Source organism: Neisseria shayeganii (assembly GCF_014054965.1).
Classification (GTDB): Bacteria; Pseudomonadota; Gammaproteobacteria; order Burkholderiales; family Neisseriaceae; genus Eikenella; species Eikenella shayeganii.
In genome coordinates, this window is sequence record NZ_CP059567.1 from 860737 (window position 1) to 879617 (window position 18881).

Annotated in this window: 15 protein-coding genes; 5 read left to right on the plus strand and 10 right to left on the minus strand. The window is 56.8% G+C overall.

Translation table 11 applies throughout. The features are described 5' to 3' along the window. Nucleotides 1-99: 99 nt before the first annotated feature. A complete protein-coding gene (gene phbB / locus H3L94_RS04100; RefSeq protein WP_182122763.1) occupies nt 100-858 on the minus strand; it encodes an acetoacetyl-CoA reductase in 759 nt (252 codons plus the stop codon). Nucleotides 859-1465: 607 nt separating this feature from the next. On the opposite strand from phbB, the gene H3L94_RS04105 reads away from it, so the two are divergent. The 4 genes from H3L94_RS04105 (at nt 1466) to H3L94_RS04120 (ending at nt 7364) form a co-directional block, all read left to right on the plus strand. Next, nucleotides 1466-2638: a 5-(carboxyamino)imidazole ribonucleotide synthase gene (locus H3L94_RS04105; RefSeq protein WP_182123098.1), complete on the plus strand. Its 1173-nt coding sequence runs from the start codon at nt 1466-1468 to the stop codon at nt 2636-2638. 81 nt (nt 2639-2719) lie between these two features. After that, entirely contained in the window at nt 2720-4408 is a 1689-nt protein-coding gene (locus H3L94_RS04110; protein WP_182122764.1) for a glutamine--tRNA ligase/YqeY domain fusion protein, read from the plus strand. A gap of 157 nt (nt 4409-4565) precedes the next feature. Beyond that, entirely contained in the window at nt 4566-5657 is a 1092-nt protein-coding gene (gene ychF, locus H3L94_RS04115; RefSeq protein WP_182122765.1) for a redox-regulated ATPase YchF, read from the plus strand. A 108-nt stretch (nt 5658-5765) separates the two neighbouring features. Further along, nucleotides 5766-7364 (plus strand): YdgA family protein, encoded by a 1599-nt coding sequence (locus H3L94_RS04120; RefSeq protein ID WP_182122766.1) that lies wholly within the window; start codon nt 5766-5768, stop codon nt 7362-7364. Nucleotides 7365-7414: 50 nt separating this feature from the next. On the opposite strand, the gene ruvB is transcribed toward H3L94_RS04120, so the two are convergent. The 4 genes from ruvB to H3L94_RS04140 all read right to left on the minus strand — a co-directional run bounded on the left by ruvB (nt 7415) and on the right by H3L94_RS04140 (nt 11509). Further along, entirely contained in the window at nt 7415-8440 is a 1026-nt protein-coding gene (gene ruvB, locus H3L94_RS04125) for a Holliday junction branch migration DNA helicase RuvB (RefSeq protein WP_182122767.1), read from the minus strand. Nucleotides 8441-8590: 150 nt separating this feature from the next. Then, the gene (locus H3L94_RS04130) at nt 8591-9022 is read right to left on the minus strand and encodes a DUF2147 domain-containing protein (protein ID WP_182122768.1); all 432 of its coding nucleotides are present in this window, start codon (nt 9020-9022) and stop codon (nt 8591-8593) included. Nucleotides 9023-9258: 236 nt separating this feature from the next. Next, nucleotides 9259-10536, minus strand: a complete 1278-nt coding sequence (gene tilS, locus H3L94_RS04135) for a tRNA lysidine(34) synthetase TilS (RefSeq protein ID WP_244958838.1) — start codon at nt 10534-10536, stop codon at nt 9259-9261. 13 nt (nt 10537-10549) lie between these two features. Next, nucleotides 10550-11509 (minus strand): acetyl-CoA carboxylase carboxyltransferase subunit alpha, encoded by a 960-nt coding sequence (locus H3L94_RS04140; protein WP_182122770.1) that lies wholly within the window; start codon nt 11507-11509, stop codon nt 10550-10552. 1046 nt (nt 11510-12555) lie between these two features. On the opposite strand from H3L94_RS04140, the gene H3L94_RS04145 reads away from it, so the two are divergent. Then, nucleotides 12556-13545: a tyrosine-type recombinase/integrase gene (locus tag H3L94_RS04145; protein WP_182122771.1), complete on the plus strand. Its 990-nt coding sequence runs from the start codon at nt 12556-12558 to the stop codon at nt 13543-13545. Nucleotides 13546-13683: 138 nt separating this feature from the next. Here the strand turns inward: H3L94_RS04145 and H3L94_RS04150 are convergent, their stop codons facing one another. From H3L94_RS04150 to H3L94_RS04170, 5 genes are all read right to left on the minus strand, one after another. After that, nucleotides 13684-14034 (minus strand): hypothetical protein, encoded by a 351-nt coding sequence (locus H3L94_RS04150; RefSeq protein WP_182122772.1) that lies wholly within the window; start codon nt 14032-14034, stop codon nt 13684-13686. 141 nt (nt 14035-14175) lie between these two features. After that, nucleotides 14176-14673, minus strand: coding sequence for a D-Ala-D-Ala carboxypeptidase family metallohydrolase (locus tag H3L94_RS04155; protein WP_182122773.1), 498 nt, complete (start codon nt 14671-14673; stop codon nt 14176-14178). A 90-nt stretch (nt 14674-14763) separates the two neighbouring features. Continuing rightward, nucleotides 14764-17928, minus strand: a complete 3165-nt coding sequence (locus H3L94_RS04160; RefSeq protein WP_182122774.1) for a tape measure protein — start codon at nt 17926-17928, stop codon at nt 14764-14766. Between the two features lie 77 nt (nt 17929-18005). Next, a complete protein-coding gene (locus H3L94_RS04165) occupies nt 18006-18356 on the minus strand; it encodes a hypothetical protein (RefSeq protein WP_182122775.1) in 351 nt (116 codons plus the stop codon). After that, a complete protein-coding gene (locus H3L94_RS04170; protein ID WP_182122776.1) occupies nt 18356-18880 on the minus strand; it encodes a hypothetical protein in 525 nt (174 codons plus the stop codon). The genes H3L94_RS04165 and H3L94_RS04170 overlap by 1 nt, the downstream gene beginning before the upstream one ends. Between the last annotated feature and the right edge of the window lies 1 nt (nt 18881).

The following is an 18881-nucleotide window of genomic DNA, read 5'->3' on the forward strand; positions in this document are numbered from 1 at the left end:
AAAATCTAACTCCTAAATAATTAAGGTTGGTCTCGTTTGTTTACGGTTTAAAGGATGCCGGATTTCCGGCGGAACGGGCCGCTAAGGTTTAACGGCAAATCAATGCATATACAGCCCGCCGTTGATCGACAGGGTTTCTCCTGTGATGTAGGCGGCGCCGTCGGAAGCCAGGTAAGCGACGGCGGCAGCAATCTCGGCGGGCTCGGCCAAGCGCTGCATGGGAATTTGGGCTTTGATGCTGTCTACCACGTCATCCCGCATGGCGGTTACCATCGGGGTGGCGGTATAGCCGGGGGCGATGGCGTTCACGCATACGCCGGAACGGGCGCCTTCGGCGGCCAAGGCCTTGGTAAAGCCGATCATGCCGGCTTTGGCGGCAGAGTAGTTGGCTTGGCCGAATTGTCCTTTCAGTCCGTTAACCGAAGTAATGTTGACGATGCGGCCGGATTTTTGCTCGAGCATACGCTGGAATACCGGTTGGGTAATGGTAAACAGGGATTTCAAATTGGTGTCCAAGACGGCACACCATTGCTCGAAGCTCATTTTTTTAAACTGGGCATCACGAGTGATGCCGGCGTTGTTAACCAGTAAATCGATGCGGCCTTCCGCGTCTAAGGCTTTGTTGATGGCTTCGGTGGCGGCCTCGTGGCTGTTGACGTCGGTCACCACAAAACGGATGGACGACGCGTCGAAGCCTTCCTGCTGCAGCCATTGCCGTTCGCGCTCGCCGTTGCCGGAAGACAGCAGGGCGATGATGCGGTAGTTTTCCGCCAGCAGTGTGCGGCAGATGGCCGAACCGATGCCCCCTAGCGCACCGGTTACCAAGGCAACTTTGGGGGTGGGGTTGTGTGCAGACATGGTACAGACTCCTTTGCAGTCGTTGTGATGATGCCGGTTGCAGACAACCGGCGCTTGATTATTTTATTTTTTTATTATTGCTTGGTTTCAGGTAGCCTTTGGCTGCTGAAAACTGTGTTTGCACGATGTGCCGATTTATACCATAAATCAGCCGCGGATAAATGGATTTATGTCAAAAAGAAATAAAATTCTAATTTATGTAAACGTGTTTTGTTTGTTTGGCTCTGATGCAAGCCGTTTTTTAAATTGAAGCGTTTACTCGGATATTAGCATAAGATTGTGACGGTTTAAGTACATTCTGCCTTTGACAGAGCGGAGGGGCTGATATTCCGGCGGCAGAAGAGAAGGGTGCCGGCCAGTTCGTTATCAGTGTAATGAATGCATGGCTTTCTGTGTCCGATTGGGAAGCTTGTTTATTTTTCTCTTAGAAAACTTATATATTTCAATTGGCTAATCCTTTTGGCTAGGCTTTGCGGCCTTCTTTCGGTAGAATGATGCGTTTAAAGCAGAGGTGCAGGCCGCCTGTTTGCAAAAATTTTTTAAAAAACGTGAACAACGCAGATGCAGGCCGTCCGCAAAGTAGGGGATGGCGGAGTTTTTCATAATGATTGAAACAATTAGTCCGATTTTGCCGCCGGCGATGTTGGGTATTTTGGGTGGCGGTCAACTGGGTCGGATGTTTACCGTGGCCGCTAAGCAGATGGGGTATCGGGTCACCGTGCTGGATCCTGATCCGCAAGCGCCGGCAGCCGAGTTTGCCGACCGCCATATTTGCGCGGCCTACGACGATTTGCAGGCTTTGGCCGATATGGCGGTCTGCGCAGCGGTGACCACCGAATTTGAAAACGTCAACGCCCAAGCCATGCGTGCTTTGGCTTTAGAAACAGTAGTGTCGCCCTCGGGCGACTGCGTGGAAATTGCGCAAAACCGCATCCGCGAAAAAATGTGGATACGCAAAGCAGGCTTGCAGACCGCACCGTATCAGGTGGTGGAAAAGCTTGAAGACATTACCGAGGCCGAAACCGCTGCCTTGCTGCCGGGTATTTTGAAGACTGCGGCGCTGGGTTACGACGGTAAAGGCCAGGTGCGCGTGGCCACGGTGGAAGAGGTGCGGGCCGCGTTTCAAACCCTAAAAGGCGTGCCCTGCGTGCTGGAAAAAATGTTGGACCTGCATGCGGAAATTTCTGTTTTGGTGTGCCGTTTGAACGACCGCCAAATCAAATGTTTTCCGCCTGCCGAAAACCGCCATGAAGACGGCATTTTGGCGTATTCCATCGTGCCGGCCCGTCTGCCCGACAGCGTGCAGAAACGGGCTCAGGAATTGGCGGCGCGTTTGGCCAATACCTTGGATTATGTGGGTGTGCTGGCGGTGGAAATGTTTGTGATCGGCACACAGCAGGAATTGATTGTGAACGAAATTGCGCCGCGCCCGCACAATTCCGGCCACTATACCTTGGATGCCTGTGTCAGCGACCAATTCGAGCAACAGATCCGCCTGATGTGCGGGCTGCCGCCTGCCGACACCCGTCTGCTCACGCCTTGCTGCATGGCCAATTTGTTGGGCGATGTTTGGCCGGCCGGCGGCGAAGTCAATTGGGCGCCCGTGTTGCAGCGGCCGGATGCGGCTCTGCATTTGTACGGCAAAAAAGAAGCGCGGCCGGGGCGCAAAATGGGGCATTTTACCGTGATGTCCAATCAGTCTTCCGACATTGCCTTCATGTTGGCCTACAAGCTGCATTGCCAACTCAGTCGGGCTGCAGATTGCGGCCAACCGGCCTGAGCCATTGTTTTCAGGTAGTCCGAACCATTTTGGGCAGGTTTTGAAAACAGCGTGACGATTTGACTATATTGAAAAAAAACCATGATGAACAAAGAACAATTTGCCGATAACCATTTCATCCGCAACATCATCGACGAAGACCTGAAAAGCGGCAAACATACTGCGGTCCAAACCCGCTTTCCGCCCGAGCCCAACGGCTACCTGCACATCGGGCATGCCAAATCCATCTGCCTGAACTTCGGTTTGGCTTATATCTATGATGGCTTGTGCAATCTGCGCTTCGACGACACCAACCCCGAAAAAGAAAATCAGGAATACGTGGATTCGATTAAAGAAGACGTAGAGTGGTTGGGCTTCAAATGGGCGGGCGAGCCGCGTTATGCGTCCGATTATTTCGACCAGCTTTTCGATTACGCCGTGGGCCTGATTAAAGACGGCAAAGCCTATGTGGACGACTTAAGCGCCGAAGAAATGCGCGAATACCGCGGCACGCTCACCGAACCGGGCAAAAACAGCCCTTACCGCGAGCGCAGCGTCGAAGAAAACCTCGATTTGTTCATGCGCATGAAAAACGGAGAATTCCCCGACGGCAGCAAAACCCTGCGCCTGAAAATCGACATGGCTTCCGGCAACGTGAACCTGCGCGATCCGGTGATTTACCGCATCCGCCGCGCGCATCACCACAACACCGGCGACAAGTGGTGCATCTACCCCATGTATGACTATACCCACGCCATTTCCGATGCCATCGAAAACATCACCCATTCGCTGTGTACGCTCGAATTTGAAGCCCACCGCCCGCTGTATGACTGGGTGCTCGACAATATCCCGATCGACAACCACCCGCGCCAATACGAGTTTTCCCGCTTGGAACTGCTGTACTCCATCACCTCCAAACGCAAATTGAACCAGTTGGTTAGTGAAAGCCATGTGAACGGTTGGGACGACCCGCGTATGCCCACCATCTCCGGCATGCGCCGCCGCGGCTACACGCCTGAAGGCTTGCGTCTGTTTGCCAAGCGCGTCGGCATTTCCAAGTCTGAAAACGTAGTCGACATGAGCGTGCTCGAAGGTGCGATTCGCGAAGAGCTGGAAAATTCCGCTCCACGCATGATGGCCGTATTAAACCCGATTCAGGTCACGCTCACCAATTTCGAAGCCGGCAAAACCCAAAGCCGCAGCGCGCCTTACCACCCGCACCACGAAGAAATGGGCGAGCGCGAAGTGCCCATCAGCCCAACCCTGTATATCGAAGCCGACGATTTCAGCGAAAACCCGCCTAAAGGCTGGCAGCGTTTGACTTTAGGCGGCGAAGTGCGCCTGCGTTACAGCTATGTGATTAAGTGCGACGAAGTGGTGAAAGACGAAAACGGCAAGGTGGTCGAACTCAAATGCAGCATCGACCACGACACCTTAGGTAAAAAACCTGAAGGCCGTAAGGTAAAAGGCGTGATCCATTGGCTTTCTGCCGAACACGCCGTGCCCGCCACCGTGCGCCTGTACGACCGCCTGTTTACCGAACCGCGACCCGATGCCATTCGCGGGGAAGACGGCGAATACCGCCCGTTCACCGATTTCCTCAACCCGGACTCCATGAGGGAAATCATCGCTTATGTAGAGCCGGTGGCGAACACTTTGTCACCGGAAAGCCGTTGGCAGTTTGAGCGCTTGGGCTATTTTGTGACCGACCGCTACGACCACAGCAAAGAAAAACCGGTGTTCAACCGCACCGTCGCCCTAAAAGACACCTGGCAGGCCAAAGAAGCCTGAGCGGCTACCTGAAAGCCGATTGGCGACATATCTTTAAGAAGGATGCCTGTGATGATGCAGGCATCCTTTTGTTTTCAGGTAGCCTCTTTGCCGCAGACCCGGCGGCATGGTGCTATAATCCGCCCTTTTCCATTTTCCCGAATCTGCAAGGAACGGTATGAGCTTAAAATGCGGCATCGTCGGCCTGCCCAATGTCGGCAAATCTACTTTATTCAACGCCTTAACCCAATCGGGTATTGAGGCGGCCAACTATCCTTTCTGTACCATCGAGCCTAATGTGGGCATTGTGGAAGTGCCCGATCCGCGCATGGCCGAGTTGGCGAAAATCGTGAACCCGCAGAAAATGCAGCCGGCCATTGTGGAGTTCGTCGATATCGCCGGCTTGGTGGCCGGCGCCAGCAAAGGTGAAGGCTTGGGCAACCAGTTTCTGGCCAACATCCGCGAAACCGACGCCATCGTGAACGTGGTGCGCTGCTTCGACGATGATAACATTGTGCACGTTTCCGGCAAGGTGGATCCGATTGCCGACATCGAAACCATCGGCACCGAGCTGGCTTTGGCCGACTTGGCCAGCGTGGAAAAAGCAATTGTGCGCGAAGGTAAACGCGCCAAAGCGGGCGATAAAGACGCACAAAAATTGGTGGCATTATGCGAGAAACTGTTGCCGCATCTCAACGAAGGCAAACCCGTGCGTTCATTCGGCTTGGATGCCGAAGAGCTGGCTCTGCTCAAGCCGCTGTTCCTGCTCACGGCGAAACCCGCCATGTATGTGGGCAATGTGGCGGAAGACGGTTTTGAAAACAACCCGCACTTGGCGCGCCTGAAAGAATTGGCCGCGAAAGAAAACGCCCCCGTTGTGGCCGTGTGTGCCGCTTTGGAAAGCGAAATCGCCGAGCTCGAAGACGAAGAAAAAACCGAGTTCCTCGCCGAAATGGGCCTGGAAGAACCCGGCCTTAACCGCCTGATCCGCGCCGGCTATGATTTGCTGGGTTTGCAAACTTATTTCACCGCCGGCGTGAAAGAGGTGCGCGCCTGGACCATCCGCAAAGGCGATACCGCGCCGCAAGCCGCCGGCGTGATCCACACCGATTTCGAGCGCGGCTTCATCCGTGCCCAAGTGATTGCTTATGACGATTACATCGCCTTGGGCGGCGAAGCCAAAGCCAAAGAAGCCGGCAAAATGCGGGCCGAGGGCAAGGAGTATGTGGTGCAGGACGGCGATGTGATTCATTTCCTGTTTAATGTATAAATCCGCCATTCGGGCTACCTGAAAGCTTTTCAGGTAGCCCGATGCACGACATCCCCGATATTTGGTGTTATCCTTGCGGCTTGACCGCTTATTGAATTTGGTTGTTGCATGAAAAAGTCATTATGGGCCGCTTCCGGCGTGGCCGTTACCGCCGCCGTTTTGTTCGGCGCCGCCCCGTATTATCTGGGCATCAAGGCCGAGCAGAGCTTGAGCCGCCAGCACGAAATGCTGGCGCAAACCTCGTTTCTGCAAGTGGAATCGCGCGAGTATGCGCGCGGCTGGTTTTCGTCCACCGAAACCACGGTGCTGCGCTTCAAGCCCACCTTTTTGGCGCAGATTCAAGACAAGCTGCCCGATAACTTGAAAACCCTGCTCAAACAGCCGATTACGGTCAATAACCACATCCGCCACCATCTGTTTGCCAACGGCGTGGTACCGGTGCGTGCAGTGGTGGATAGCGAGTTTGTCTTCCAAGCCGAATCGCAACAAATTCTGCAACGCTTTTTCGGCAACCAGCAGCCGGTCAGCCTCAGCAACGTCATTCATTTGGATGGCAGCGGCAAGCTCGATTGGCAGATTCCGGCCTTCCAGTACGAAGAGCTGTCGGGCATTGCCATCCAATGGCAGGGTTTGCAGGGCGAAACCGAATATGCGCGGCACTTCTCTTCTTACCAAACCGACATCCGCAACCCCGGCGTTACCATGACGCTGGCCGACAAAGGCAGCGCGGCCTACAGCGGCCTGCACATCCGTACCCACACCGAAGAAGGCCGCCACGGCTTGTCTTTGGGCAGCAGCGAATTCAAGCTCGATTCACTCACTTTGGAGTGGAAAGACAGCATCGAATACGACATCAAGCTCAACGAGCTGATCAATATGGTGTCCGACCTGCAAATCGGCAGCTTTCTCAACCCCTACGGCCAAGTGGCGCCGTCTAAAGTGAAGCTGGAAAACCTGTATATGAACACCGCTATGTCGGAAGACGGGCAATGGATCAATACCGAAGGCCGTTTCGGCTTTGCCAAGCTGGTTTACGGCGAAGAGCAATACGGCCCGTTGGCGATTGAGGCTGCCGCCGAGCACTTGGATGCGGCCAGCCTGCTGGCCCTGAAGCAGCGCCGCGACGAATTGATTTCGCGCCAGTTGGATGAAAACGAGATGCGCGAAGCGCTGTTGGCCAGCATCCGCAATGAAGCGGCCGGCTTGTTTACCAACGATCCCGTCATCACCCTGCGCCGTTTCGAGTTTGCCATGCCGCAAGGGGCCATTCGAAGCGAAGGGGCGTTGAAATTCAGCGGCCTGACCGCCCCGGATTTGAACGATTTCAATGCCATGATGCGCAAAACCGATGCCGATTTTCAAATCAGCCTGCCGCAAAAATTAGTCGAGCAGCTGGCGGTAGCGCAGGCGAAAAACTACATCAGCGTCGATCCCGAAGCGGGCGATGCCGATGCCGAAATCAGCGAGGCGGTGCGCCTGTGGCTAGACAGTATGCTGACCGCAATGGCCGATCAAGGCTACCTGAAACTCGATCAGGGCATCATCAGCACCCAGATTGTGGTGCGCGACAATACTTTGAGCATGAACGGCAAGAAAGTGGATGTGCAGCCCGATGCCAACCTGCTGCCCGACAGCGCTTTGGAAGAAGGGGCGGCAGAAACGGCGGTCGAGGCAGAGGCGGCTTCTGCGCCGGCTTCATCGTCTTAATCTTCCCTCATAAAATCGGGGCTGAAGCGATTGCCGCTTCAGCCCCGATTTTATTTCTCCCAACCGAAATGCAGATAACTGCGCTCGGTGGCCACGCGTCCGCGTGGTGTACGCTGTAAAAACCCCTGCTGAATCAAATACGGTTCAATCACGTCTTCGATGGTGTCCGTGCTCTCGCCGATGGCGGCGGCAATATTGTCCAGCCCCACCGGGCCGCCGCTGAATTTCTGCAGCACGGCTTCCAGAAATTTTCTGTCCATCAGGTCCAAACCTTCTCCGTCCACATCCAGCATCTGCAAAGCTGCATCCGCGGTGGCGGCATCCACGCGGCCGCTGCTTTTCACTTCGGCATAGTCGCGCACACGGCGCAGCAGGCGGTTGGCGATGCGCGGGGTGCCGCGGCTGCGTTTGGCGATTTCAAACGCGCCGTCTTCTTCGATCGTCATCTGCAGCAAAGCCGCCGAGCGCGACACGATGGTGGCCAAATCGCTGCTTTCGTAAAACTCCAAGCGGGATACGATGCCGAAGCGGTCGCGCAGCGGATTGGTAAGCATGCCGGCGCGGGTGGTGGCGCCGACCAAGGTAAACGGAGGCAGGTCGATTTTTACCGAACGGGCCGCCGGCCCTTCGCCGATCATGATGTCGAGCTGGTAGTCTTCCAAAGCGGGATAAAGAATTTCCTCTACCACCGGGCTGAGGCGGTGGATTTCGTCGATAAACAGCACATCATGCGGCTCCAGGTTGGTAAGCAGAGCAGCCAGGTCGCCGGCTCGCTCCAGCACGGGGCCGCTGGTTTGGCGCAGGTTCACGCCCAGTTCGCGCGCGATGATGTGGGCAAGCGTGGTTTTGCCCAAGCCGGGCGGGCCGAACAGCAGGGTGTGGTCCAAAGCCTCGCCGCGCTGTTTGGCGGCGGCAATAAAAATGCCCAGCTGTTCCTTGGCTTTGGCCTGGCCGATGTAGTCGGACAGGGTTTTCGGCCGCAAAGCGCGTTCCAACAGCTCTTCTTGGGCAGACATCTTTTTGGCGGTAATCAGCCGTTCGGGAGCGGCGGCGGTGAGGGAATCAGTGTGCAGCATGGCGGAGACAGAATGGGCGGAAGAAGAGGGCGTTATGATAACCGAACGGGGGGAATTTTTCAGGCAGACGGGGTTGTGTGGGTTTCAGGTAGCCCGAACGGTATTCAGGCCCCGCCGCAGCGGAGCCTGAATGGGCAGACAGTGTTTGATTTAGCGCACACGCTGCCAAGTTTGGGTGCGGCCCAAGGCGGATACGCCCATATAGCCGCGCACTTTCAGCGCATTGCCACCGTCGGCTAGTTCGGCTTTGGCGCGGTAGGTATTGCCGCTTTTCGGATCAAAAATGCGGCCGCCCACGTATTTGCCGTCTTCTTCTTTCAGGCCGGTGAGCACGGTCATGCCGACCAGCGGGGCATTGGCTTTGTCGCCGCTGCAGCCGGGGCAGCGGTTTTCGATGCCGGGCATCAGCTGCACGATGGTGCCGTTGTAAACGCCGTTGTTTTCGCTGATGCGGATCACGGCTTTGGGTTTGCCGGTTTCATCGTCCACGGTACGCCATTGGCCGACAATGCCTTCTGCACCGGCAACGGCGGTGAGGCAGGTGAGAGCGGCGGCAAGCAGCCATTGTTTGGGATTTCTCATAGCGGTACTCCTGTGTAGTGTTTGGTATTCATGAGGAAGGCGGTCTGCCGGAGAGGGATGCTGTCCGCCGTGTGCGGAGCAGGCTGGGGCAGTGGCTGGCACTATAGGGATAATCAGCGGCGGATACAAGCATTTGAGGCTGAAATCGAGCAACAAAAATCGAATAAATATTACTAAATTTTGCTCTGAATCGAATTTAAGATTTTATTAAATATATATTTTTTAACTGTTCGGATTCAAACGGAATCAGGAGCATCCGGCAGCAGGGCCGACAGTTCGGGAATGCGGCAGACGTAACCGCCGGCCACAGCCGCTTCGGGGGAAACGGCCAGTTGGGCCACGGCCAGGCAGCGGTTTTTGTCATCCGACCACACCGGCCACAGCGGACGCAGAAAAGGCGGCACTCGGCGCTCCTGCAGCAGACGGCGCACGCTTTTGTGGCCGCCGCCGCGCAAAGGCAGGCGATCTTGCGCCGATACCGGCCGCCAGTGCCCGTGGCGGACGATTGCTTCGGGCAGGCCATATGCGGCGGTTTGCCACTCAGGCGTGAGGCTACCTGAAAGCAGCTGCCGGATGGTTTGGACGGCAGCCTCGGCAGAATAAAGGCAGTCGCCGTAATACACCGCACGGCCTTGCGGCAGCGGCCATTCGGCTTGTTGCGTGGCGGGGGCAGCCAAGGTGGCGGCGAAGTCGGCCACGGAAGCGGCGGTGGGGGTGCCCAGTTGGTGGGCGCGGGCAAAGGTGTACAGCTGCTGCTCGCGGCGCAAGGGGCTGAGGGCGTGCCATCGGGAAACACGGAAGCGGCCTGCGACATCATGAACGGCGGCCCAATCGGCAGCGGCATATTCTTCCAGCAAAGCCAAATCGCGCTGAAGCTGGGCGACTGAGGCGGCCAGTTGTCGGGCGAAATGGGGCACGCGCTGGCGCCAGGGCGGCAGGCCTTCCAAACGCAGCCAGTTGCGCAACAGGGTGGTGTTTTGGTTGCTGTCGTCTTCGATCCAGCTCAAGCCGCGTTCGCGGGCATAAGCTTCCAGCTCTTGGCGGGAAAAAGCCAGCAAAGGACGCCATAAGCGGACCTCGCTGCTCAAATCCCTTTGCGCGGGCATGGCGGATAAAGCGCGCAGCCCGCCGCCGCGCAGGGCGGCCAGCATAAAGGTTTCGATTTGATCGTCGGCGTGATGGCCCAGGGCAATGATGCGGGCCGAACTGGCAGCAAAACAGCGGTAGCGTTCGGCACGGGCGGCGGCTTCCCAGCCTAAGCCGGCAGAGGCTACCTGAACGTATTCCACGCGCAGCGGAATCCGCCATCGGGCGCACAACTGCTGGCAAAATGCCACCCAATCGTCGGCTAAGGCGCTCAGGCCGTGGTGGACGTGAACCGCGCTCAGCTCCAGCGGCAGGGTGCTGCGCAGGCTGTGCAGGATGTGCAGCAAAACCACCGAATCGAGGCCGCCGCTGAGTGCCGCTTCCACGGAAAAACGGCCGGCTGCGGCAGCCGGCCATTGTTGTGCCACGGAGGCAGCCAGTTTATTTTTCGCTGAATTGGCCATAAGCCATGATGCGGTCGAAACGTTTGGCCAATAGGGCGTCTGTGCTTTGGGCGGCACATTCGGCCAGCTGCTCGCTGATGACGCGGCGCACGTTTTCCATGACCGTGGCATGATCACGGTGGGCGCCGCCTAAAGGTTCGTCGATGATGCGGTCGATCAGGCCCAAATCCAGCAGGCGTTTGGCAGTGATGCCCAGGGCTTGGGCGGCTTCGGAGGCTTTTTCGGCGGTTTTCCACAAAATGGAGGCGCAACCTTCTGGGGAAATCACGGAGTAAGTGGCGTATTGCAGCATATTCACCGCATCGCCCACCGCAATCGCCAGTGCGCCGCCGCTGCCGCCTTCGCCGATGACGGTGCAGATCACCGGCACGCGCAGGCGGGTCAGCTCGTAGAGGTTGCGGCCGATGGCTTCGGATTGGCCCCGTTCTTCGGCACCGATGCCGGGGTAAGCGCCTGGGGTGTCGATAAAGGTTAAAACGGGCAAGCCGAATTTTTCTGCGGTTTTCATCAGACGCAAGGCTTTGCGGTAGCCTTCGGGGCGCGGCATGCCGAAATTGCGGCGGATTTTTTCTTTGGTGTCGCGGCCTTTCTGATGGCCGATGACCACCACGCTTTGTCCTTCAAATTTGGCCAAGCCGCCCACGATGGCATGGTCGTCGGCGTAATGGCGGTCGCCGTAGAGCTCTTCGAAGTCTGTGCACAGCGCGTCGATGTAGTCGAGGGTGTAGGGGCGTTGGGGGTGGCGGGAGATCTGCATCACCTGAACAGGGGTGAGCTTGGCGAAGATGTTTTTGGTGAGTTCGTTGCTCTTTTTCTGCAAGCGGGCGATTTCTTCGGAAATATCCAGCACGGAGTCGTTTTGCACAAAGCGCAATTCGTCGATTTTCTGTACCAGCTCGGCAATCGGCTGTTCGAAATCCAAGAAAATCTGCTTCATCGTTTGGCTTCTTTCTGGGTAAAAACTCCCGCTATGATACGCCAATACGGGCACAGTTGCAGCTTTTCGGCGGCCTATTCGGAGCAAGTGCGGAGGGGTTTGGAGTAAGCATTGTTGCTGAAAGTAGCATTTGTTTTGCTGAAAAGATAAAGAGAAAAATTTTGTTAAGATAGGCTACCTGAAAACAGCTAGGCAGGTATTTTCTGCTTAATATATTGAGCTTATTATTTAAAGAATTAAAATACTTTATTCTAAAATTAGGCTGGGGCGGTTTCAGGTAGCCTTTTGACGCCGCTCTATTCCCTTCTATGCGGTTACAAGGTATTGCTGTATTCCGTGGGCGGCATCAAACGGCTTGGCGCAGTGAAAAATCTTTGTAAATGGCTTTATAGAGTTGGTTTTCAATTATTCGACACGTTTCAATAAAATATTTCAATATTGAAACGCTGTTGCAAAACAGTAGGCGCAAAAAAACCGCTTTCGCGGGTAGATTTCAGGTAGCCCTATGCTTGGCTGTCGGCAGTTAGGAGCAGGCTTGTTGGTAGTGGCCGTGCAGATAATCGGCATACCATTGCATCATTTCCACGCAGTGCGGTCAGTATTCCGCCTTGTCGTAGGCGCTTTAATCCTGTTGGCAAAACATCCGCCTCAAACTCAAAATAGCGCATGATGCAGGCGGTGTGGTTCGGCTTCAAAAATACCGTAAATTTACGGTAGATTCAATCAGACGGCATGAGACGTTATTTAGATGACTCAGACAGGCAGGATATAGAGTAAATCAGCCTGAACACTTTGATAGATATGAATATTGGTAGATTGAATTAGACGGTATTAGACGTAAAAAAACAGCCCGAAAAAGGGGCTGTTTTCTGAGTATGGTGCGGACGGAGCGCATCTTGCTATGTCCTATATCGCATCTGATTGCGCCGCTATTAAACTATATTAACCTATGTATCAACGTGATATAGGGCAGTATTAAACCATGTTGCCCCACATTAACACCTTTTGTCCTATTATGAGTGCACCAAAATTACACCAAAAAAGACATGGCAACCATCATCCAGCGAGGCGGTAAATGGCGCGTACAAATCCGCATGAAAGGCGTTTCCCGTTCAGCCACATTTGAGCGCGCCTCCGACGCCAAAGCGTGGGCGGCACGGGTGGAGTCGCAGATTATGGACGGCATCCACGGCAACGTCCCACGCAATACCGTGTTCGCCGACATCGCTCAACGCTACCTGAAAGAGGTTACCCCGTCGAAGCGTGGTGCACGGGAAGAATCGTACCGCATCGGGCGCATATTGCACACCCCGCTGGCTAACGTGCAACTTGCCGACCTTCGGGCGCAGGACTTTGCCGACTGGCGCGACCAAAGATTGCAGGAAGTCTCACCAACCAGCGTCGGGCGGGAATTGTCCACCTTGTCCGCTATTTGTGAACACGCCCTGAAGGAATGGGGCTTGCTGCGCGAAAATCCCGTCCGCAAAATCAGCAAGCCGAAAAAAGGCAAAGCGCGCACCCGCCGCCCGACCGAACAGGAAATTGCCGACATCTGCGCCGCCTTGCTTTACCAAGCGGATACCAAGCCTACACTGGCCGTGCAGCGGGTGGCCGTTGCCATGCTGTTTGCCATCGAAACCGCCATGCGGGCAGGCGAAATCTGCGGTCTGAAATGGGCAGACATTGACTTATCCCGCCGTCTGGCACATCTGCCGATAACCAAAAACGGCGACAGCCGGGACGTGCCGCTATCGAAACGGGCGGTAGAGCTAATCGAAAAACTGCGCGGCATCGACCCGGTGCGGGTCTTTAATCTGGACGCAAAAAGCCTGGACGTGCTGTTCAGGCGGGCGCGGGATGGCTGCGGTATCCAAGACCTGCATTTTCACGACACCCGCCGTGAAGCCCTCACGCGACTGTCGAAAAAAGTGCCGGTAGAGGTGCTGGCTAAAATCAGCGGCCACCGCGACCTGCGGATACTGCTCAATGTGTACTACCGACCCGACATGGCCGATATTGCGCAAATGCTTGATTAGCGCGGCCACGCCTCAACCAATCCCCGGTGCCGTGCCGCGCAGTCGTTGTACTGATGTACCACGCTTACCGCCCATGGCAGCACCACCTTGCCGGTATTGCCGGATAAAGCGGGCAGGGTAGGGCAGAGCTGTGCCAAATCAGCGGGCGGCTGCGTTGCCGTCGGTAACGGCGGCGTTGATGACTGACAGGCCGTCATCGTCCAAGCAATCGCCAATATAGACAGGCCGTTCCACAATTTTCTGCACTTCCACATATCGCACCTTCTCTTTCTGTTCCGCCGCCGCGCGGGCAGCCTGATAGCTTCTACTGGCCGACATGGCCGCTTCAATCTGTTTCTGCGCCTGTTCGGCTGCCGCCACAGCCATTTCCTGTTTCGCTTTCAGGTAGCCTGAGCGATATTGCCGCTGGCCGTGTATCAGTGCGGCGGCCATCACGGCGCAGGCAAGCACGGCGCCCACGGCCGGCCAAAACCATTTCGGAAAAATCATTTCTCGCACCTTTCCAACATTTGTTTGTAGTTCGCCAACTCCCGTTCCGCCGCTTCAAAAGCCGGATAATCCCCGGCCTCGGAAGCGGCTTTGCGCTTGCTTCCCATTCCGCGATTCGTTCGCGGCACCAGTCGGCGGGCGTCATGGATGCAGCCCCACCAGGTAGCGTGTTTTCCCGCTGCCGCGCTTGGTGGCCGTCAGGATTTGGTTGCGCTCCGCCGAGTTATGGCGGCAGCCGAAATGAACCCACGCGCCGTCGCCGCGCTCCGGAAATTCCAAGATGAGCTGATCGAAAGTAATCAAGCCCGCGTCGCGCATGGCGATGATGTCGCGTGCCAACTGTTCGCTGCTCAGGCCGGTGGCGTCAATATCCGCCGCCGAACCGTAACGGTGCGCCGATGTTTTCGCGCCGCCGACGGCACGGTTTACTGCCTCGCTTCGGTAGCAGGACGACACATAAATACCAACTTCCCGCCCGTACTTCTGGCCCAGCCAAGCGCGGATTTTCTCCAGGCGCTCGGCGGTCTTTTTGATGTTGGCTAGCTCTTGCGCATTCGGCTCGTTTTTCAGGCCAAGCCGGCGGCCGGTCTCGCTGCGGGTCAGTTCCCGCAGGCTGAAATGCGCTGTGATTTGTGTCATTTCCGATCTCCAATAAAAAAGCCCGCCAAACGGCAGGCAAGAAAAAAGCCCCGTGGGGTCACGGGGCTAACTGAAAGGCAGACGCCTCACTCAAGCAAAGCGGAAATCCCGCTTCATCTCGCGCAGCAGTTTCACCAGATCCCGCTTGTGTATCCAGTCGCCGCCGGTGGCGTTGATGACGATGGTTTCGCCGCTGCCGCCGCTGTTGCCGGCCATGCTGCGGATGGTGTCGGCGTGTTCGGCGGGCAGCACCATTTCGCGCTCGTGCAACTGGGTAAGCGGATTGATGCCGGCCGGAATATCCCAGCCGCCGGCGGCGGAAGGGATGCGGGTGGTTGTGGTGGATGTGCTGCTGCCGCCGCCACCGCCAATCAGGCCCATTACGGCGGCCATCATGGCGCCCATTGCCGCCACGGCCAGAATCGGGCCGACGTAGGGGATGCCGGCTTGCGATGATGCGGCACCGGCCGCCGCTTTAGCCGCCTCTTTGCCGACAACGGTTGTCGTCTCTGCCGTTTTTAGGCTGACAGTTTTGGCGGTGGCGGCAGTTTCCAGCGTTTCCTTGGTGCCGAACAGCATTTTCCAGATGGCGGTTTGCTGCAGGGCGCCGCGAAGCTGGGCCATCAGGGGCTTGGTTACAACCTCTTGGATAAAGTTTTGCCCGATGCTGCGGAACATATTGCCCATGGCCTGCCGGAAGCTCTGCGTGCGGTTGAGCATGGCGGCGAAGGCTTGGCCCATCTGCTCCTGCGCGTGCTGCCATACGTTTTGCTTACCGTCTTCCAGCGCATCCATGAAGGAAGGATTGTCTTTTCTGTCCTGATTCTCCTTTCCATTGATGATTTGGTTGCGCTTGAGCTGGTATTGCCGTTCGATTTCCAGCAGCTGCTCTTTCAGCTGGGCTTCTTTTTCCGGGTTGCGATCCGGGTCTTGTTCGGCCAGCGTCAAGCGTTCCTGCAGGGCGTTGTAGGCAATCTCGTAGCGCTGCCGCTCAAACTCTAAATCCATTTCCAAGCGCTGCGACTGCGTGATGCGCTCGGTCGCCAGCATCTGGTCAGCCTGCTGTTCGGCCAACGCGATTTGATGCTTGGCGGCATTGGCTTCGGCAGCAATGCGCTGCTCTTCCGCCCGCGCCTGCTCGTCATGGAGTTTGTTTTGCAGATCGAAGATGCGGCGGCGGATGTCCAGGCCAGCTTTGCTGTTGGCGTCCACCAGCTTCAACTTAGCCTGCCAAAATTCAAGCTCCCGCGCCAAACTCCATTTTTCGTGCGTGCCTTGTAGCAGCTCTTTTTCCTGGTAGGCGAGTTTGTCGGCCGCCAGTTCGGCCGCCCATTTGGCTACCGGGTCTTCTTGTCGGCCGCCACCGCCACGCCCTTTACGGCCACCACCGCCTCCTGCTCCGCCTCGACTAGCTCCACCCCGTGAACCAGCACCGGAAGATACCCCGCCGCCACCTTGATTGCGTCTCAACTCAGCAAAATAGTTTTGCAGGCCGCCTGCCTGCTGCCGAGCTGATTCCGCAGCATGAATATCGCCCCAGCTTCTTCCAACTTGCGGATTATTGCCGCCTTGGATTTGCGGCGCTTTGAATGCGCCAATCGTGCCGATGCTGATACCCGGCACTTGATTAGCCAAAGCGATAACTCGGTTGATGCCGTCAATCGCTGCATTAACCAAGCTTTCAATGGCTCCGATTGCGCTTCCAGCTGCACCGACGGCGCCATTTTTAATCGCACTCCACAAATCACCGAAAGATTCAATTGACCAGACGATGGCCGTCCTGATGATGGCGCCGAACGCATCAAAAACCTTGCCCACTTTTTCGAGCAGTCCGAAAAAGCCGTCTCCTGTGTCTGCGAAAAAACCACCGAAGGCATCTGTCTGCCCGGCGGCAGAATCATCGGCGGAAGCGGTAATGTCGGCATAGATGGCTGAAATCAGATCACCCAAACCCTCGTAGCCGGTGGCAATCAGGCCAAACACATCAGACGCGATTTGACCGACCGCATCCAAGGCGTTTTCCAGTTCGCCTGTGGCCGCCAACACACCGACAATCAAGGCTGCTACCGCCACAAGAGGATTGGCCATCATGGCTGCCCAAAGTTTGCCGATGGCGCCGGCTGCACCGCTGATGGCCAGATTCAGACCGCCGAACATCTGAATCAAGGCCGCAATGCCCACCACCGCCGCGCCGCCGATGATGGTTTTCAGGTTTTCGGCCACAAATTTCACTGCCGCCGCCACGGCCGACATTACGCCCGTGCTGTTCATCATCCCGTCAGCAAATGTTTTCCAGTTGTTTCGCAGCACCGTCAGGCTTTGGCCGAATGTGAGCGGCATTTTGGCCGCCTGCTCGGCAAACTTTTCCGATGCGCCGGAAATGGCTTCAAACACCACTTCCGCCGTCAGCTTGCCTTCCGACCCCAGCTTTTTGATTTCGGCGCGGGATTTGCCCATGTATTCGGCGATGGTGTCGAGCAGAATCGGCGCCGCTTCGGCTATGGATTTAAACTCATCCCCCTGCAACACGCCGCTGCCCAAGGCTTGGGAAAGCTGCATCAAGGCAGCGGCCTGCTGTTGTGCGCCCACGCCACCGATGGTCATGGCGTTGGCGGTAGCCTCGGTAAAGGTCAAAATTTGCTGCTGGCTGTAACCGTATTCCTTCAGTGCGCGGCTGGATTTGACATACAAATCTGTTGTGGCCTCAATCTCCGCCTTGGTGCGGTTGGAGATATTGAGTAAATCCTTTTTCACTTCGGCGTATTCGGCCTCGTTGGCCGTTACTTGGCGGACTTGATTATTCAGCACCGCCATCGCGTCTGCGGTTTGCAGCAAGGCGTCTGCGCCGATTGCCAAACCAAGGCCAGCCAGCATAGTGCCGATTTTGCCGAATACGGCGTTCACTTTCTCCAGCGCGCTGTTCATTCGGCCGGAAGCGCTTTCTACCTCGGCCGCCGCCTTTTTGGCTGAATCGGCAACCTTGTCCATCCCTTCGGAAATTTTGACCAGGCGGCCGTTGGCCGAATGCAGTCGGCCATCCGCACCCAAGAAAGAGCCGGCCAAGCTATCTACGCTGGCACCGGCTTTTAAGGCCGCCTGAACCTGTTTCTCGTATTGCGCTTTGACGGCATCCAAGGTTTGGCCGGTCTTTTGCGACGTCCGCTCCAGTTTCTGAATATCCGCCTCAACCTTTGCCAGCCCGGCGGATGATTCATTTTCCGCCGTTACCCGGATTTTCGCCTCTAAATCGCTCACAGCCATTCTCCAAAACAAAACCCCCGCCGAAGCGGGGAATCAAAACGCTGCCTTTTCAGGCTGCCTGAATCTACAAATTAACCCGGAGCAGAGCTGTCCGGCGGCTCGTTTGGCTTGCGGCTGTAACCGAATTTCGCCAGCCAGCCGTCCACCAATATGCCCGCCGCCTTGGGCGAGAGCGCCCGCACCGCGTCCAGCACCGAGTCACACACGCCGCCGGCCACTAAACCCACCAGCAGCGATAGACGCGGGGCTTCCGCCGGCGTGGCGTATTCAGCCAGCGCGGCACCCAAAACCACCGCCACCGCGATGTCGCACAGCTTGGCCGACAGGCTACGGGCAGGATGGTTGATGGCCACGCGCACAGAGGCCAATAAGGCCGATACCGCCGCCAACAGCGCCGGGTTGCTCCATAATTCCCAAATCACTATGCACCTTCCTTCTCCGCCCGTTCAAACCGTTCCGCCCGCGCCGTGTCGCGCATGTGGTCGCCCGCCAGCACCGACAGCAGCGACAGGGTGGGGTACACCACCATGCCCGTATGCAGCGGCGGGTAGCCCGTCCAAAAGCTGATGCCCACCAGCAGCCACACCAAACCCGCCAACATCAGTGCGGCTCCGCCGATGATGCGGCCGCGCAGGCTGCCGTCATACAGCGCCCAGCCCAGTAGAGCGGATACCACCAGCAGCGCCGCCACCGCCCACGGCACGGGAACTTTTGAAAAGCCCGCGTAAGTCGGCAGATTGCCAAAACCGCCGTGCAACAGCATGGCCGCCCAACCGAGCAAGATGGCGATGTTCAAAACCTTTAATGCCCGCGTCCCCGTGCCGAACAGCCACGCCCGCCACGGTTTCGGCAGGAACAGCAGGCCGGCGACAAAATTCGCCGCCCGCACCGGCCAGATACAGGCGCGGCCGATGCGTTCGCACAATTTACAGAGTCGTTTTTTCATG

Bases quoted from the DNA above. Each gene is read 5' to 3' on its own strand.
- phbB (WP_182122763.1), bottom strand. From the start codon at position 858: ATGTCTGCACACAACCCCACCCCCAAAGTTGCCTTGGTAACCGGTGCG.
- H3L94_RS04110 (WP_182122764.1), top strand. From the start codon at position 2,720: ATGATGAACAAAGAACAATTTGCCGATAACCATTTCATCCGCAACATC.
- ychF (WP_182122765.1), top strand. From the start codon at position 4,566: ATGAGCTTAAAATGCGGCATCGTCGGCCTGCCCAATGTCGGCAAATCT.
- H3L94_RS04120 (WP_182122766.1), top strand. From the start codon at position 5,766: ATGAAAAAGTCATTATGGGCCGCTTCCGGCGTGGCCGTTACCGCCGCC.
- ruvB (WP_182122767.1), bottom strand. From the start codon at position 8,440: ATGCTGCACACTGATTCCCTCACCGCCGCCGCTCCCGAACGGCTGATT.
- H3L94_RS04130 (WP_182122768.1), bottom strand. From the start codon at position 9,022: ATGAGAAATCCCAAACAATGGCTGCTTGCCGCCGCTCTCACCTGCCTC.
- H3L94_RS04140 (WP_182122770.1), bottom strand. From the start codon at position 11,509: ATGAAGCAGATTTTCTTGGATTTCGAACAGCCGATTGCCGAGCTGGTA.
- H3L94_RS04145 (WP_182122771.1), top strand. From the start codon at position 12,556: ATGGCAACCATCATCCAGCGAGGCGGTAAATGGCGCGTACAAATCCGC.
- H3L94_RS04150 (WP_182122772.1), bottom strand. From the start codon at position 14,034: ATGATTTTTCCGAAATGGTTTTGGCCGGCCGTGGGCGCCGTGCTTGCC.
- H3L94_RS04155 (WP_182122773.1), bottom strand. From the start codon at position 14,673: ATGACACAAATCACAGCGCATTTCAGCCTGCGGGAACTGACCCGCAGC.
- H3L94_RS04170 (WP_182122776.1), bottom strand. From the start codon at position 18,880: ATGAAAAAACGACTCTGTAAATTGTGCGAACGCATCGGCCGCGCCTGT.